The sequence below is a fragment of the uncultured Amphritea sp. genome (assembly GCF_937127095.1).
GTDB lineage: Bacteria > Pseudomonadota > Gammaproteobacteria > Pseudomonadales > Balneatricaceae > Amphritea.
The window spans coordinates 1-15,677 of record NZ_CAKZLP010000016.1 but is presented as its reverse complement, the minus strand read 5'-3'; the positions used below and the strand labels follow the sequence as shown (position 1 = coordinate 15,677).

At 52.3% G+C, this 15,677-nt stretch carries 13 protein-coding genes and 2 pseudogenes; 11 read left to right on the top strand and 4 right to left on the bottom strand.

The genetic code is table 11. The features are described 5' to 3' along the window. Positions 1-5 precede the first annotated feature (5 nt). Complete coding sequence (locus Q0499_RS03505) at positions 6-185, bottom strand: hypothetical protein (protein ID WP_299196068.1); 180 nt, start codon at positions 183-185, stop codon at positions 6-8. Here Q0499_RS03505 and dusB point away from each other — a divergent pair. From dusB to Q0499_RS03480, 5 genes are all read left to right on the top strand, one after another. Beyond that, positions 178-1,188, top strand: coding sequence for a tRNA dihydrouridine synthase DusB (gene dusB / locus Q0499_RS03500; protein WP_299196066.1), 1,011 nt, complete (start codon positions 178-180; stop codon positions 1,186-1,188). The genes Q0499_RS03505 and dusB overlap by 8 nt on opposite strands. Positions 1,189-1,211: 23 nt before the next feature. After that, entirely contained in the window at positions 1,212-1,502 is a 291-nt protein-coding gene (gene fis / locus Q0499_RS03495; protein WP_296056583.1) for a DNA-binding transcriptional regulator Fis, read from the top strand. Between the two features lie 38 nt (positions 1,503-1,540). Next, positions 1,541-3,124 (top strand): bifunctional phosphoribosylaminoimidazolecarboxamide formyltransferase/IMP cyclohydrolase, encoded by a 1,584-nt coding sequence (gene purH / locus Q0499_RS03490; RefSeq protein ID WP_299196063.1) that lies wholly within the window; start codon positions 1,541-1,543, stop codon positions 3,122-3,124. A 73-nt stretch (positions 3,125-3,197) separates the two neighbouring features. Continuing rightward, a complete protein-coding gene (gene purD, locus Q0499_RS03485) occupies positions 3,198-4,481 on the top strand; it encodes a phosphoribosylamine--glycine ligase (RefSeq protein WP_299196061.1) in 1,284 nt (427 codons plus the stop codon). Positions 4,482-4,711: 230 nt separating this feature from the next. Further along, positions 4,712-6,121, top strand: coding sequence for a tetratricopeptide repeat protein (locus tag Q0499_RS03480; protein WP_299196059.1), 1,410 nt, complete (start codon positions 4,712-4,714; stop codon positions 6,119-6,121). Positions 6,122-6,214: 93 nt separating this feature from the next. On the opposite strand, the gene Q0499_RS03475 is transcribed toward Q0499_RS03480, so the two are convergent. After that, positions 6,215-7,333 carry a L,D-transpeptidase family protein gene (locus Q0499_RS03475; protein WP_299196057.1) on the bottom strand — a complete coding sequence of 373 codons (1,119 nt, stop codon included), beginning with the start codon at positions 7,331-7,333 and terminating at the stop codon, positions 6,215-6,217. Positions 7,334-7,997: 664 nt separating this feature from the next. Here Q0499_RS03475 and Q0499_RS03470 point away from each other — a divergent pair. From Q0499_RS03470 to Q0499_RS03445, 6 genes are all read left to right on the top strand, one after another. Then, positions 7,998-9,044: a Glu/Leu/Phe/Val dehydrogenase family protein gene (locus Q0499_RS03470; protein WP_299196055.1), complete on the top strand. Its 1,047-nt coding sequence runs from the start codon at positions 7,998-8,000 to the stop codon at positions 9,042-9,044. 10 nt (positions 9,045-9,054) lie between these two features. Further along, on the top strand, positions 9,055-10,143 hold the full coding sequence (gene pdhA, locus Q0499_RS03465) for a pyruvate dehydrogenase (acetyl-transferring) E1 component subunit alpha (protein ID WP_299196053.1): 1,089 nt from the start codon (positions 9,055-9,057) through the stop codon (positions 10,141-10,143). Continuing rightward, positions 10,136-11,119: an alpha-ketoacid dehydrogenase subunit beta gene (locus tag Q0499_RS03460; RefSeq protein WP_299196051.1), complete on the top strand. Its 984-nt coding sequence runs from the start codon at positions 10,136-10,138 to the stop codon at positions 11,117-11,119. The genes pdhA and Q0499_RS03460 overlap by 8 nt, the downstream gene beginning before the upstream one ends. Then, on the top strand, positions 11,116-12,231 hold the full coding sequence (locus Q0499_RS03455; protein WP_299196049.1) for a dihydrolipoamide acetyltransferase family protein: 1,116 nt from the start codon (positions 11,116-11,118) through the stop codon (positions 12,229-12,231). The genes Q0499_RS03460 and Q0499_RS03455 overlap by 4 nt, the downstream gene beginning before the upstream one ends. Positions 12,232-12,409: 178 nt before the next feature. Beyond that, on the top strand, positions 12,410-14,332 hold the full coding sequence (locus Q0499_RS03450; RefSeq protein ID WP_299196047.1) for a PrkA family serine protein kinase: 1,923 nt from the start codon (positions 12,410-12,412) through the stop codon (positions 14,330-14,332). A 40-nt stretch (positions 14,333-14,372) separates the two neighbouring features. Then, the gene (locus Q0499_RS03445) at positions 14,373-15,260 is read left to right on the top strand and encodes a DUF444 family protein (protein WP_299196045.1); all 888 of its coding nucleotides are present in this window, start codon (positions 14,373-14,375) and stop codon (positions 15,258-15,260) included. On the opposite strand, the pseudogene Q0499_RS23655 reads toward Q0499_RS03445, so the two are convergent. Continuing rightward, positions 15,228-15,449, bottom strand: a pseudogene (locus tag Q0499_RS23655) (acyl-CoA dehydrogenase family protein); the annotation flags it as partial. The gene Q0499_RS03445 and the pseudogene Q0499_RS23655 overlap by 33 nt on opposite strands. 36 nt (positions 15,450-15,485) lie before the next feature. Beyond that, a pseudogene (locus Q0499_RS03440) lies at positions 15,486-15,677 on the bottom strand (short-chain dehydrogenase); the annotation flags it as partial.

Below are 15,677 nucleotides of genomic sequence, written 5' to 3'. Positions count from 1 at the left end.
TCATTTCACAGTTTCTGATCATTTTGTAACACATTTTGCAACAACAATATGATCAAAAAACCATCAAAAAGTCCTTGGCCCTCCCCCCTTGAAAGAGTATTATTGTCCGCCTTCCAAACAGCAGTACAGCGGTTATCATTTTGATAGCCACAGGCAGCTATTTCTCTAAATTCGGGGTTGGCCATGTTTCAAATCGGACAGCACACCATTGACAGTCAGGTTATCCTGGCACCGATGGCCGGTGTAACCGACCTGCCTTTCCGCCGGTTGTGTAAACAACTGGGTGCAGGCATGGTGGTTTCTGAGATGGTCACCGCAGACACCCGTCTATGGCACACCCGAAAATCCAGCCAGCGTTTACAGAAAGACCAGAATGACAGCCTCAACGTTGTCCAGATCGCCGGTGGTGATCCTGAGATGATGGCCGAGGCTGCCCGGCTCAATGCTGCAAATGGCGCTCATATTATTGATATCAATATGGGTTGCCCGGCAAAAAAAGTCTGTAACAAAGCGGCTGGTTCTGCCCTGTTGAAAGATGAAAAACTGGTCAGGGACATTCTCCAGGCCACCGTCGCTGCAGTCGAGCTACCGGTGACCCTGAAGATCCGTACCGGCTGGGACCCGCAAAGCCGTAATGGTGAAACCATTGCACGCATTGCGGAAGACGCCGGCATTCAGGCCCTGGCGGTACATGGCCGCACCCGGGCTTGTGGCTATAAAGGTGATGCTGAGTACGACACCATCGCCCGTATTCGCCAGGCAATCGATATCCCCCTGTTTGCCAACGGTGATATCAACTCTGCGGAAAAAGCCCGACAGGTGCTGGATTACACCGGCGCAGATGCGGTGATGCTGGGTCGAACCGCGCAGGGAAATCCCTGGATTTTTCGTGAGATAAATCATTACCTTTCAACAGGCAAAGTGCTGCCCTCCCCGACCGCTGAAGAGGTCCGGGATACATTGCTAGAACATCTGCAGGCGCTGTATCGTTTTTATGGCGACTATGCAGGCATTCGCATTGCCCGCAAACATGTTGGCTGGTACATGAAAAACCGACAGGGCCAAGCGCGACCCCAAAACTCAGACAGTTTCAGAAATGAGTTTAATCAGATAGAAGAAACCGAACTTCAGCAAAGTGCAATCCGATCATTTTTCATCGCTTCGGACACGGCAGACGCTGCTGCCTGAATATCGGTTCAATTTTTAGGTTAATGCAAGTGGATAACAAGACATTGAATACACAAGTAACACAATTAGAAAACATCGACGTGCAGGAACGCACTCTGCGTGACAGTGTGCAGGTCTCTATGCATAACTACTTTCGTCAACTTGATGGCCAGCCTGTTACTGATGTATATCAGATGGTATTGGCAGAGATTGAAGCCCCACTGTTTGAAGCCGTTATGACCTATACCAGGGACAACCAGACCAAGGCTTCTGAACTTCTGGGTCTGAACCGCGGCACCCTGCGCAAGAAACTTAAGCAGTACGGCTTACTGTAAACGATTATTTTTTTAACTTAAACTCAGAAGACAAAACCATGGCAGAGCAGAAAATCACTCCGGTCCGTCGCGCACTGATCAGTGTGTCTGATAAATCCGGTATCGTTGAATTCGCCCAGGCACTGAGCCAGCGCGGTGTTGAGATTCTTTCCACCGGCGGCACCTACAAGTTGCTTAAAGAAAACGATATTCCGGCTATTGAAGTATCTGACTACACCGGTTTTCCGGAAATGATGGATGGTCGTGTTAAGACCCTGCACCCCAAAGTACACGGCGGCATTCTGGGCCGTCGCGGTATTGACGATGACATTATGAACGAGCACGGCATCACCCCGATCGATATGGTGGTGGTTAACCTTTACCCGTTCCAACAGACCATCGCCCGTCCGGACTGCGATCTGCCCCTGGCGATTGAAAACATCGATATCGGCGGCCCGACCATGGTTCGCTCTGCTGCAAAAAACCATAAAGATGTTGCCATCGTCGTGTCTGCTGACAACTATGACCGCATCATCGCTGAACTGGATAAAAACCAGGGTCTGACTCACCCGACCCGTTTTGATCTGGCGGTTCAGGCGTTCGAACACACCGCCGCCTATGATGGCATGATCGCCAACTACCTGGGCGCTATCACCGATGGCAGCGTCGATGAACCGGCTGATTTCCCGCGCACCTTTAACACTCAGTTTGTTAAAGCACAGGAGATGCGTTACGGCGAGAACCCGCATCAGAAAGCCGCTTTCTATGTTGAAGCTAACCCTTCTGAAGCCAGCGTCTCCACGGCCCGTCAATTGCAGGGCAAAGCGCTGTCTTTCAATAACGTTGCGGACACCGACTCTGCGCTGGAATGTGTTAAACCGTTCCAGGAACCGGCCTGCGTTATTGTTAAGCACGCCAACCCATGCGGCGTAGCCGTTGGCGCAAATATACTGGAGGCTTATAACAAAGCGTTCCAGACCGACCCTACCTCTGCGTTTGGCGGTATCATCGCCTTTAACCGTGAGCTGGATGCTGCCACCGCGCACGCGATTGTTGAGCGTCAGTTTGTCGAAGTGATTATCGCGCCGTCCGTGACTCAGGAAGCCTCTGATATCGTCGCCACTAAACCCAACGTTCGCCTGCTGGCCTGCGGCGAGTGGTCTGCTGATCGCGCCAAGCGTTTTGATTACAAACGCGTCAATGGTGGTCTGTTGGTTCAGGATCAGGACCTGGGCATGGTGGATGTCAGTGAACTGAAAGTGGTCACCACACTACAGCCAACTGAACAGGAGATCCGTGATCTGCTGTTCTGCTGGGAAGTGGCTAAGTTTGTTAAATCCAATGCCATTGTCTATGCCAAAAACGGCCAGACTATCGGCATCGGCGCAGGCCAGATGAGCCGCGTATACAGTGCTAAGATCGCCGGTATCAAAGCGGCTGACGAAGGTCTGGAAGTCAAAGGTTCGGTAATGGCATCGGATGCGTTCTTCCCCTTCCGTGATGGTATCGACTCTGCTGCGGCCGCCGGTATTAAAGCCGTTATCCAGCCGGGCGGCTCAATGCGCGATCAGGAAGTGATCGACGCAGCCAACGAGCATGGCATGGCGATGGTATTCACCGGTATGCGCCACTTCCGCCACTAAGAAGATCAACAGCACAAGAGCCAGTTTAACTGGCTCTTCTGTTATTGGACGATTAAAGAATTAAGGTAGAGATATGAACGTATTAGTGATTGGCTCCGGCGGCCGCGAACACGCTCTGGCGTGGCAGGCAGCCAAAGACAGCAAGGTTAGCAAAGTATTTGTTGCGCCGGGTAACGCCGGTACTGCCCTCGAGCCGAAGCTGGAAAACGTTGCCATCGATGCGATGGATCAGGACGCGCTGGTTGCATTTGCCCAACAGAACAGTATCGCACTGACCATTGTCGGACCTGAAGCGCCACTGGTTGAAGGGATTGTTGACCGCTTCACCCGTGAAGGTCTGCGCTGCTTTGGCCCATCACAAGGTGCCGCGCAGCTGGAAGGCTCTAAAGCGTTCACCAAAGACTTCCTTGAGCGCCAGCAGATTCCCACCGGCAGTTACCAGAACTTTACCGAGATTGAGCCGGCACTGGCTTATCTGCGTGAAAAAGGTGCGCCTATCGTTGTCAAAGCGGACGGCCTGGCGGCGGGTAAAGGGGTTATCGTAGCGATGACGCTGCAGGAAGCTGAAGATGCTGTGCAGGATATGCTCGCCGGTAACGCCTTTGGTGATGCCGGCAGTCGAGTAGTGATCGAAGAGTTTCTTGATGGAGAGGAAGCCAGCTTTATCGTCATGGTTGACGGTACTAACGTCCTGCCGATGGCCACCAGCCAGGACCATAAACGGGCTGGCAACGGTGATACCGGTCTGAATACCGGCGGTATGGGTGCTTACTCTCCCGCTCCGGTTGTCACACCAGAGATTGACCAGCGCATTATGGATGAGGTGATTCTGCCAACCGTTAAAGGGATGGCAGAGGAAGGCAACACCTATGTTGGTTTTCTCTATGCCGGTCTGATGATTATGGCGGACGGCACCCCTAAAGTGATCGAATACAACTGCCGCTTTGGCGATCCGGAAACCCAGCCCATCATGCTGCGCCTGAAGTCCAGCATTGTTGAACTCTGTGATGCTGCGCTGGACGGCAAACTGGATCAGACCACTGCAGAGTGGGATCCACGCTGCGCGGTCGGTGTGGTTCTGGCCGCGGGCGGTTATCCTGGTGATTACACCAAGGGCGATGTTATCACCCTGCCACAACAGGTTGCCGAAGGCACTAAAGTGTTCCATGCGGGTACTGCTGAAAAAGCGGGTCAGGTTGTCACCAATGGTGGACGGGTGCTCTGCGCTACGGCGATGGGTAACAGCGTAACCGAAGCCCAGCAACGTGCTTATGAACTGGTTAAGCAGATCGACTGGAACGGGGTGTACTACCGTGATGACATCGCTTACCGGGCGATCGCACGGGAACAACAGTAAACCTCAGTGTCAGAACAGAAACAGTCACTCATCGTGACTGTTTTTTTAGCTGAGCTTTTTAGTTGAGCTTGTTCGCTGAGCTTTTTAGTTGAGCTTTTTAATTGAGCTTTTCAGTTACGTTTTTTATATAAACTGTTTGTTATTTATGGGCTTTCTCACAGCCTTTTTCCAGTTATAATCGCCAGACACTAATCGATTGATGTCTGATTAATCCTGAATGGAACCCCCTGATGATAAAGAACGGTACCCGCAAACTGACCCTGGCACTGGCTATAGGACTGTTGACTGGTTCTATATCTGTTGTAGCTGCAGCCCAACAGTCCAACAGTTTCTGTCAGAGCGCAGGCGAACAAAATGGCTATGACTGTGCCAAAGCGGATACTTTTCAGGCCAAACAATCTGATATTGATGCGAAACTGAAAGAACTGAATCGCTGGATGGCCGATGAACAGCAGGCCCAAAGCGGTACGTTGGCGACACCCGATCAGCCTGATTCAGATAAGCTGCGTGAGAAAATACAGTTTAATGCCAAACTGCTGGCAAGCGAGCTGAAACAGGCGAAAAAACTCCAGAACAAAGGCGATATGAAAGGTGCGTTTGATCGGGTGAACGATTATCTGGTCACAAACCCGAAAGATCCGAACGGCTGGTTGCTCTACGGAATCTCACTGATCAATCAAAATAAACTGGATGAGGCGACTGATCTTTTCAGTAAGTTGATCACCCTTTATCCGGACTCACCGGAACCCTACAACAACCTGGCAGCAGTCTATGCCCGCAAAGGTGACAATGATAAAGCGGTCGATACGTTGTTAAAGGCGTTCGAAACCCACCCCAGTTATGCCCAGGTACAGACAAACCTGAAAGCGGTTTACGCCGCCCTGGCGACACAGGCCTATAACCGGGCACTCAATCTGGATAATGGAAAAAAAGCGCCACGAGCCGATCTGGGTGTTCTTGATCAGGTCTATCAGCCTGTTTCAACGCAGACAATCCTGGCAACAGCCACACCTGTTGCGGCTCCACCACAACAAGTTGCTCTTCTGACTGAAACAAAAGCGGCTTCAAAAGCTGAGCCAAAGCCTGACGTAAAAGACGAATTAGTAGTTGAGGAACGGGATAAATCTGAAGGTATCGTTCCTGCCAAGCAGCCAGCTGAGCCTGCAACCGAATCTAAGGTGGCAGATCTGGCGGCTACGGCTACGGAGACGGCCACAGCCAGTACTCAGGCAACAAGCGAGACCCAACCTCAGGTAACCGCAGCGGTTAAGCCTGTCAACGGGCCTCTGCTGAGTGATGCAGTAAAAGCTGAGATACAGATGATGATCAGCAACTGGGCCACTTCATGGGCGTCCCAGGATGTTCCGGCCTATCTGAATTTTTACACGGCTGAATACACCCCGGAAGCAGGCATAACCCACAAACAGTGGGTATGGGGTCGTCAGACTCGCCTCAGCAAGCCCTCCTTCATTAAAGTCGAGATCTCCGATATCTCCCTGGCTGAAGCGGGCGATGGTCAGGTACGTTCGGTGTTCCTGCAGAAATATCAGTCCGACACCTATCAGGATGAAGTTTATAAAACCCTGACCCTGACTCAGGAAAACGGTCACTGGAAAATCGTTACAGAAACAACCCTGTAATTCAGCAATAAAAAAACCGCCAACGGCGGTTTTTTTTATACGTATACAGATCTGTTAATCAGGGGCTTTCTGTCACGGTTGATCTATTTTAATCTAAGGCTTACCCTTTTGTGGCTCACCTTCGTAGGCGATGCGCCACCGCCCCGCTTCATTAATCCAGTACTGACGTTTTACGCTGCTATTGCTGTAATTATCACTCTTATAGTTCTGCGTGAAAGTAGCAATAAACAGATCCGGATTATCCGGATGCTGATAGATACTCAGATTTTCAATATCTACATTAATAAATGACTTGTTACTGTTTACCCGTCGTTTGTGGTCAGCAAATCGTTTAAAGCCAATTTCACCGTTATTAAACTCTTCTGAATAATGGCTCAGATAGGTTTCTGTATTACGGCTCTCCCAGTCTTTACGCCAGCTATCAACCACTTGGTTAAATGCTTTCTGCTTCTGTTTCCAGTTAGCCTCATCAAGCCACTCAAAACCGGTACCGATGAGCACCGGTGTTTCTCCCAGATCAACAATCCGGTCAAGTTCAGTAAAGTGATTGTTACTCAGAGAAAGACACCCCTCACTGGCCTGAGGAGCGCGACTAAAGGTATCTTTAGGTGAGCCATGCACCCAGATGCCGCTGCCGGTATTGCCAAGACGCTGATCCCAGGCATTCGGATAATTAATCGGCAATGCCCCGGAGCCATAGCGCGGAGGTAACTGCTCATCCGTCAGCCGTCCGGTGGTAAAATAAACGCCAAGAGGTGTTTTCAAATCGCCTCTCACGCGTTTATCAACCCCCCCCCGACCATAGGAAACGTAGTAATCCCTGATCAGTTTCGGCACACCTTCATGATTTTCAAACAGATACAGACGGGACAGGTTGGTATCAACAACAATCACATGTTTCTGGTTAGGAGACATCTGCAGCAAACTGCCGGGAATAGTGTCTGATTTAGGCTTATAACGATCCACACTCATACGGGCGCGAGCTTCAGAGATCAGCCCCTGAAGTGCTTTCTGATCGGTCTGGTCATTGTTGCCCATAGAGCTGATGGTACCCACCTGGGCTGCCATCAGGTCGGCATAGATCAGTTGTGCCAGTTTAAAATCAGGCTGTTCTTTAAGCAGCGCACGTAGTTTATCCATCGCCCCGGTCATCTGATTCTGCTGCAGGTCACCCAGGCTGGCAAGCAGCAGCGTTTCCTGATCCAGATTCAAGGAAGTATCTTCAGCCTGAACACTTAACGGCAATAAAGCACACAGAGATAACAGTAACACGCTCTTATATGGCTTCACTACGGGTATAAAAAGGAGGCTTTTCATAACTCAGATTACAGACCTACACTACGACAGAAACAGTACGTTAGCCGAATTATACCTATAAAGCTGGAGTTTGCAGCTGTAATCTGGCACCTACGACTAATTTGAGCCTGTTTACGGCTGATATATGTCAGGCTTTAGACTATTGGATGAAGAAAGCCCTCATTTCTGCAAAATTCGTCGATGATAATAGCAAATAACAACTCATCGTCTATCAGCTAGCAACCTTTCAGGCTAATTCAAGAACAAATATTTATGAAAAATATTTTTATCCAATCTCAACGGCACTGAAGATTGCAGCCGCCTGCCGTTAACCCCTTACCGATACTGACATTAATGCGCCGCAGCAAAACCTGAGCGCTCATCCACAACCCGTCAAAAAATAATTTCCCCTGATCTGTCAGGCTGAACTTTCTGCCAGACTGTGCTATCCAAAAGAGAGACATTAGTGATTTGCCGATCCAAAAGATCGCCAATTCAGCATGAGGGATAGCGGTTATTCAGCTATTCCCAAACCATTTCAGGTAGCTCCAGGTTTGAAACGCGTACGGAGGATCCCGTCATGTTTAGACAGATGGAAAGCGCCGGTTTACAGGATCTGCATTTCTGGCAGGATTCGGAGACCGGTTTGCAGGCGATTATCGCCATTCACGACACTTTTCGCGGCCCGGCCATTGGCGGCTGCCGCTTCATTGATTATCCGGACAATGCGACTGCGATAACCGATGCGATCCGGCTGGCCAAAGGGATGAGTTATAAAGCCGCCCTGGCAGGGCTACCCCACGGGGGTGGCAAGTCAGTCATCATAAAACCCTCAGGTCTGTTTGACCGCACCCGGCTGATGCAAAGCTTTGGCCATTTTGTTGACAGCTTAGGCGGGCGTTATATTACCGCGATGGATAGCGGTACCCAGATCAGTGATATGGATAACATCGCTCTCAACACGCCTTACGTCACCTGCACCCGGGAGATGGGTGATCCATCCCCCTCTACCGCGTTCGGCGTATTTGCCGGTATTCGCGCCAGCGCAAAGTTCCGTTTTGGCAGCGACGACCTGCACAATATTCATGTCGCCATTCAGGGGCTGGGTCATGTTGGTTATGCCCTGGCAAGTCTGCTGCATGATGCCGGGGCGCGACTCACCGTCAGCGATATCGATGCTGAGAAAGTTGCCCGGGCAACCGCTGAGTTTAATGCAATAACGGTTGAAGCAGACGGCATCTACGATGTTGTTGCCGACATTTTCTGCCCCTGTGGACTCGGTGCCGTTATCAACCCCTCTACCATCAACCGACTCAACTGTGCCATTGTCGCAGGCTCAGCCAATAATCAGCTGGCAGATGACAGCATGGGTGATGCCCTGTGCCAGCGGGCAATTCTCTATGCACCTGATTATCTGATTAACGCCGGCGGACTTATCTTCGTCGCCCTCAACCATGCCCGTCATCATGAGTCGGTTATCCGCCAGAAAGTTGATTCGATCTATGACGCGTTGCTGGAACTTTATAAACACGCCGACGCGGAGCAAAAACCCACCAGCCTGACGGCCGATCTGAGAGCAGAGACGATCATCCGTCAGGCCAGTCTGAAACCCTATCAGGCCGCGTAAGGAGACCGCTATGGACACCATCTATCAGGCGCAGATCAGTTACAGTCAGTTCCTTTCTGAGAGCGGCAAACCGCTTCAGCCACTGCCCGACTGGACAGAAAAACCCGACACACTGGTGCGTTACTACCGCAACATGGTGCTGGCAAGGCAGCTGGACAACAAGATTATCGCCCTGCAACGCACCGGGCAGATGGGCACCTATGCCTCGCTGCTGGGGGCCGAAGCAATCGAAGTAGTACTCGGCGATCTGATGCAGCGCGACGATGTGCTGGTGCCCTATTATCGCAACCACGCACTACAGATGCTCAGGGGGCTGTCTTTGGCAGACATGCTCAGTTACTGGGGCGGCGATGAGCGGGGTAACGCTTCACCGGCGATGGGCGAGGATTTTCCCAACTCGGTGCCGATTGCCACTCAGGCACTGCACGCCGCCGGTGTCGCCACCGCCATCAAAATACGGGGAGAAAAACGTGCTGTAGTGACCGTCTGTGGCGATGGAGCGACCTCAAAGGGCGACTTCCTTGAAGCGCTGAACGTGGCAGGAGTCTGGCAACTACCGGTGGTCTTTGTGGTTAACAATAACCAGTGGGCGATTTCGGTGCCCCGCTCTATCCAGTGTGGCGCGCCGACCCTGGCACAGAAAGCGATCGGCGCTGGAATACGCGGTGAACAGGTGGATGGCAATGATGTCATCGCGCTGCACGAGTCGATCACTGCAGCGCTGAAACAGGCCCGTGAGGGGAAAGGCCCCTCCCTGATCGAAGCCATCAGTTATCGCCTCTCAGACCATACCACCGCCGATGATGCCACCCGTTACCGCAGTAACGATGAACTCAAAGCCGCCTGGGAACGGGAACCGATCAAACGTCTGCAAACCTTTCTGCATCAACGACAATGGTGGGATGAACTGCAGGAAACCGCCTGGCAGAAAGAGGTCAGCCAGATCATTCAACGGGGACTGGACGATTTTCTGCAACAGCCCGCCCAGCCGGTCGAAGATCTGATCGATTACCTCTATGCCGAGCTGCCTGATGCACTGCAAGAGCAGCGTCAACGACTGATTCGCAATGCTCAACCGGGAGGGAATCATCATGAATAAGCCAATCACGATGATCGAGGCGATTAACCTCGCTCTGCGCTCTGAGATGCAGCGGGACTCTTCCGTTATCGTTCTGGGAGAGGATGTCGGTGTAAATGGTGGCGTATTCCGCGCTACCGTTGGCCTGAAAGAAGCGTTTGGTATCAAACGGGTGCTCGACACCCCGCTGGCAGAAACGATGATCGCGGGTCTCTCAATCGGCATGGCGGCCCAGGGGCTTAAACCTGTGGCGGAGATTCAGTTCATGGGCTTCATCTTTCCTACCATGGAACACATCATCTGTCATGCGGCCCGCCTGCGTCACCGCACCCGTGGGCGGCTGCACTGTCCGATGGTGTTGCGGGCACCTTTCGGCGGTGGCATCCATGCACCAGAGCACCATTCCGAAAGCACCGAGGCGCTGTTTGCCCACATTCCCGGACTCCGGGTTGTCATCCCCTCCTCACCTAAACGCGCTTACGGGCTGCTATTGGCCGCGATTCGTAATCCCGATCCGGTGCTGTTTCTGGAGCCAAAACGCATCTACCGACTGAATGCTCAGACGGTCGAAGACAATGGCGAGGCACTGCCGCTGGATAGCTGTTATACCCTGCGGGAAGGCGCCGATATTACCCTGGTCAGCTGGGGTGCGATGATTAAAGAGACCCTTGAAGCGGCGGACCAGCTGGCGGGACAAGGGATCAGCTGTGAGGTGATTGATGTCGTCACCCTTAACCCTATCGACCACGAAACTATTCTGGCATCGGTGGCAAAAACCGGTCGCTGCGTGATTATCCATGAAGCGCCTAAAAGCTGTGCTGTTAGCGCAGAGATCTCCGCCACCCTCGCCGAGCGTGGCCTGCTCAGTCTGCTGGCTCCCGTTGCACGGGTCACCGGTTATGACACCGTCATGCCCTACTACCGAATGGAAAACCACTATCTGCCCAACACCGCCGATATCATCGATGCGGTCACGGCTACACTGGAGTTCTCATGAAATATTTCAAGCTACCGGATCTTGGGGAAGGCTTACCCGAAGCTGAAATTGTTGAATGGATGATCAGCGAGGGGGACAGCGTTACCACCGACCAGATATTAGCCACCGTTGAAACGGCGAAAGCGATTATCGAAATCCCCTCGCCTCAGGATGGCGTAATTGCCCACCTGTTCGGTCAGGCTGGCGACACGATTCACACCGGCGAGCCGTTACTGGAGTTTGCCGGGGAAGAGGATGACAGTGGTACCGTGGTTGGGGTGCTGAAACGAGAAACCAGCAACCGCCCGGATGATGATTTTTTTATCGGCGCAGCCCCCAGCACCCGGGCACATAGTCAGAAGATGACACCGGCGGTACGCTCGCTGGCAAACCGTCTCGATGTCGACACCGAAAACCTTCAGGGCAGCGGTCGTGACGGCCAGCTCACCAGTGATGATATCGAGCGCAGGGCGAAAACGGATCGTACCCACGGCAAAGCCGCACCATTAAGGGGCGTTCGCAAACAGATGGCCAAAAATATGGCATTGGCCCATGCCGAGGTCGTTCCGGTGACTCTCTATGAAGATGTTGATATCAATGCCTGGGCCGCAGGCGAGGATATTACCATGCGCCTGATACACGCCGTGGCAGCGGGCTGCAAAGCAGAACCGGCGCTCAACACCTGGTTCGATGGGCAGCAACTGGCACGAAGAGTGCTGTCTCAAATTAACCTCGGGGTCGCGGTGGATACCGAACAGGGGCTGTTTGTTCCGGTGCTCCGCGATATTGGCAATCGCTCTCTGGAGGATATCCGCGCGGGTCTCAACCGTATGCGAGAAGACGTCATCAAGCGCACTATTCCGCCAGCAGAACTGCAAGGGGGCACGATAACCCTGAGTAATTTCGGCACCATCGCGGGACGCTATGCCAGTCCTGTTGTTGTACCGCCTACTGTTGCCATTCTGGGGGCGGGGGTGATCCGCGACCAGGTAATGCCCGTAGCAGGAGAGATAGCCATACGGCGGGTAATGCCGCTGTCGCTGACCTTTGATCACCGTGCAGCAACCGGCGGTGAAGCAGCACGCTTTATGCGGGCAGTGATAGACGATTTGACCGAGGAATCAATTAGTTAATAACCTATCTATTCACCAGAACGAGGATAAAAAATTTTCCAGATTTGCTACACGCAGGTTAACCATGAACTAAACTGAATCAAAGAAATAGCGAGAGATGATGTTATGAGCCCTGAGTGAGTTTCAGGCTATAAGCGAAGGTAGCCGAACCGAGTCAGATATAGCAGGAAGGTGGCATATGAGTATTTTCGAAAAATATAAAGCGCGTTATGACTCCAAGCAAGAAGAGGAATATTCCCTCCAGGAGTATCTCGAAATCTGTAAAACCGACCCGATGGCCTACGCCAGTGCAGCCGAACGTTTGCTCGCTGCGATCGGTGAACCGGAGCTGGTCGACACCTCGCGCAACCCTCAGCTCAGCAGAATTTTCTCTAACAAAATGATCCGGCGCTATCCCGCTTTCTTCGAATTCTACGGTATGGAAAATGCGATCGAGCAGATTGTCGATTACTTTAAACACGCGGCCCAGGGTCTCGAAGAACGCAAACAGATTCTCTATCTGTTAGGTCCGGTGGGGGGTGGTAAATCATCTCTGGCGGAACGCCTTAAAGCGCTGATGGAACATATCCCCTTCTATGCCATTAAGGGATCACCGATTCATGAATCACCACTGGGGCTGTTTAATCCGCTCGAGGATGGTGCGATTCTTGAAGAGGAATACAACATCCCGCTACGCTATGTTAAGGGTCTGATGTCCCCCTGGGCGGTCAAGCGATTGCATGAGTTTGGTGGCGATATCACCCAGTTCAGGGTGGTGAAACTCTATCCCTCCATACTCAACCAGATCGCGGTGGCTAAAACCGAGCCCGGCGATGAGAACAACCAGGATATCTCCAGTCTGGTAGGTAAAGTGGATATCCGCATGCTGGAAGAGTTCCCGCAACACGATCCTGATGCCTACAGTTTCTCCGGCGCGCTCTGTCATGCCAACCAGGGGATGATGGAGTTTGTCGAGATGTTTAAAGCGCCGATTAAGGTGCTCCACCCACTGTTGACCGCCACTCAGGAAGGCAACTACAACAGCACCGAAGGGATGGCAGCCATCCCCTTCGACGGCATCATCATGGCCCACTCCAACGAATCGGAGTGGCAGACCTTCAAGAACAACAAGACCAACGAAGCCTTTATCGACCGGGTCTATATTGTCAAAGTTCCCTACTGCATGCGGGTTTCTGAAGAGGTTAAAATTTACGAGAAACTGCTCGAAAACAGTTCGCTGGCGCAGTCCCCCTGTGCACCTGACACACTCAATATGCTGGCGCAGTTTACCGTGCTGTCGCGACTGAAAGAACCGGAAAACTCTAACGTCTACTCCAAGATGCGCATCTACAATGGTGAAAATCTGAAGGATACCGACCCTAAAGCGAAATCGATGCAGGAGTATAAAGATAACGCCGGTGTCGATGAGGGGATGGAGGGTATATCCACCCGATTTGCGTTCAAGATTCTCTCTAAGGTGTTTAACTTCGACTCCACCGAGATCGCCGCCAACCCGGTGCACCTGATGTATGTGCTGGAACAGCAGATCGAACAGCAGCAGTTCCCGCAGGAGACCCATGACAAGCTGATCGGCTATCTGAAAGAGTACATCTCGCCCAAATATATTGAATACCTCGGCAAAGAGATTCAGACCGCCTATCTCGAGTCCTATTCTGAATACGGCCAGAACATCTTTGACCGCTATGTCACCTATGCTGATTTCTGGATTCAGGACCAGGAATACCGCGATCCGGATACCGGCGACATACTCAACCGACAAGCGATCAGCGAAGAGCTGGAAAAGATCGAGAAACCTGCTGGCATCAGCAACCCAAAAGATTTCCGCCACGAAATCGTCAACTTTGTACTGCGTGCGCGGGCCGAAAATGATGGTAAAAATCCAGCCTGGAACAGCTATGAGAAGATGCGGACTGTGATCGAGAAGAAGATGTTCTCCAACACCGAGGACCTTCTGCCCGTGATCTCCTTCAACCCGAAAGCATCCACTGAAGACCAGAAAAAACACAGCGAATTTGTCAAACGGATGACCGAACGCGGTTATACCGAGAAGCAGGTTCGGCTGCTGTCAGAATGGTACATCAGGGTGCGCAAATCCCAGTAACGGGGTTTGCCTATGCCGGGTCTGATCAGGAGAGCGCTGTATGAGCTATATCATCGACCGCCGCCTAAACGCGAAGAAGAAAAGCACTGTCAACCGACAGCGCTTTCTGCGTCGCTATAAAAAACATATCAAACGGGCCGTTGAAGAGGCAGTCAACAACCGCAGCATCCGTGATATTGATCAGGGCGGCGAAGTCAGTATCCCCAGCAAGGATATAACTGAACCGATCTTTCATCATGGTAATGGCGGTATCCGTCAACGGGTTTTCCCCGGCAACAAAGAGTTTGTTGTCGGCGACGAGATCAAGCGTCCCGAAGGCGGTGGCGGCGGTGGCTCCGGCCAGGGACAGGCCAGTAATCAGGGCGAAGGCGAGGACGAATTTACCTTCCAGATCAATCAGGAAGAGTTTCTCGACTTTATGTTCGAAGACCTCGAACTGCCCAACATGATAAAAAAGCAACTGCGGGATGCCACCAGTTTTGAAGTACGCCGCGCCGGATTTACCAGTGTCGGCTCACCTGACAAACTCAACGTAGTGCGCTCGTTACGGGCCGCCAACGCCCGGCGTATTGCCCTGTCTGGTAAAGAGCGCCGTAAAATACGTGAACTCAAAGCGGAGATCAAAACCCTCGAAGGTCTGTTACCCAATCAGGACGCAGTGCTACAGATCGCCGCCCTGAATGACGGTGTCCTGAATCGTGAGATCCGCCCCGCCGCCGACGCTGAGAATTCGAAATTCGTCAGTCGCGGCCTGATCCCGTTCAATGGTGCCATTGATGATCGTCAGCGAATTCCCGCCATCCGCCCCAATCACAGGCAACCCGTTCGCCGCATCGCCACCAACCGCCTGCAATACATCCGTCGCGAGAACGCAGGTCGCAAAAAATGGAGACATAAACAATGTCCGCCCCATTTCCTGCATGACTAAAGCGCGTTCAATATCGCTCAGCCCTGCGCCGCCATTTGCTTCGGATATCGTCAGGCCCGCAAAGCCTAGCTCCGCCGCCAGCGTCTGCCATGCGGCATCATCATGCGATTTGCCTGCGTCTACAATGGCGCGAAATCCGCCAGCTGCTTGCCAATCCGTAAGGAAGCTCGCCGCTGCCTCTCGAATCATTTCTTGATCTTCGGAAAAACCCGCATCCATGTGGATCTAGCTCCCGTAAACTGGTTGTGGCGCTGGGGCGTCAGCAATTAATTGATCCACGACAGCACCTAGTTCGCCAGTTTCCCAGCGTGCGCCTTTATCGTTGATTTCGCCTGTGCGCCAGCCATCCGCGATTGAAATTTTACCGCCATAGATTTCAAAACACTTGCCGTTCACATGCGCAGATTGCTCAGACAC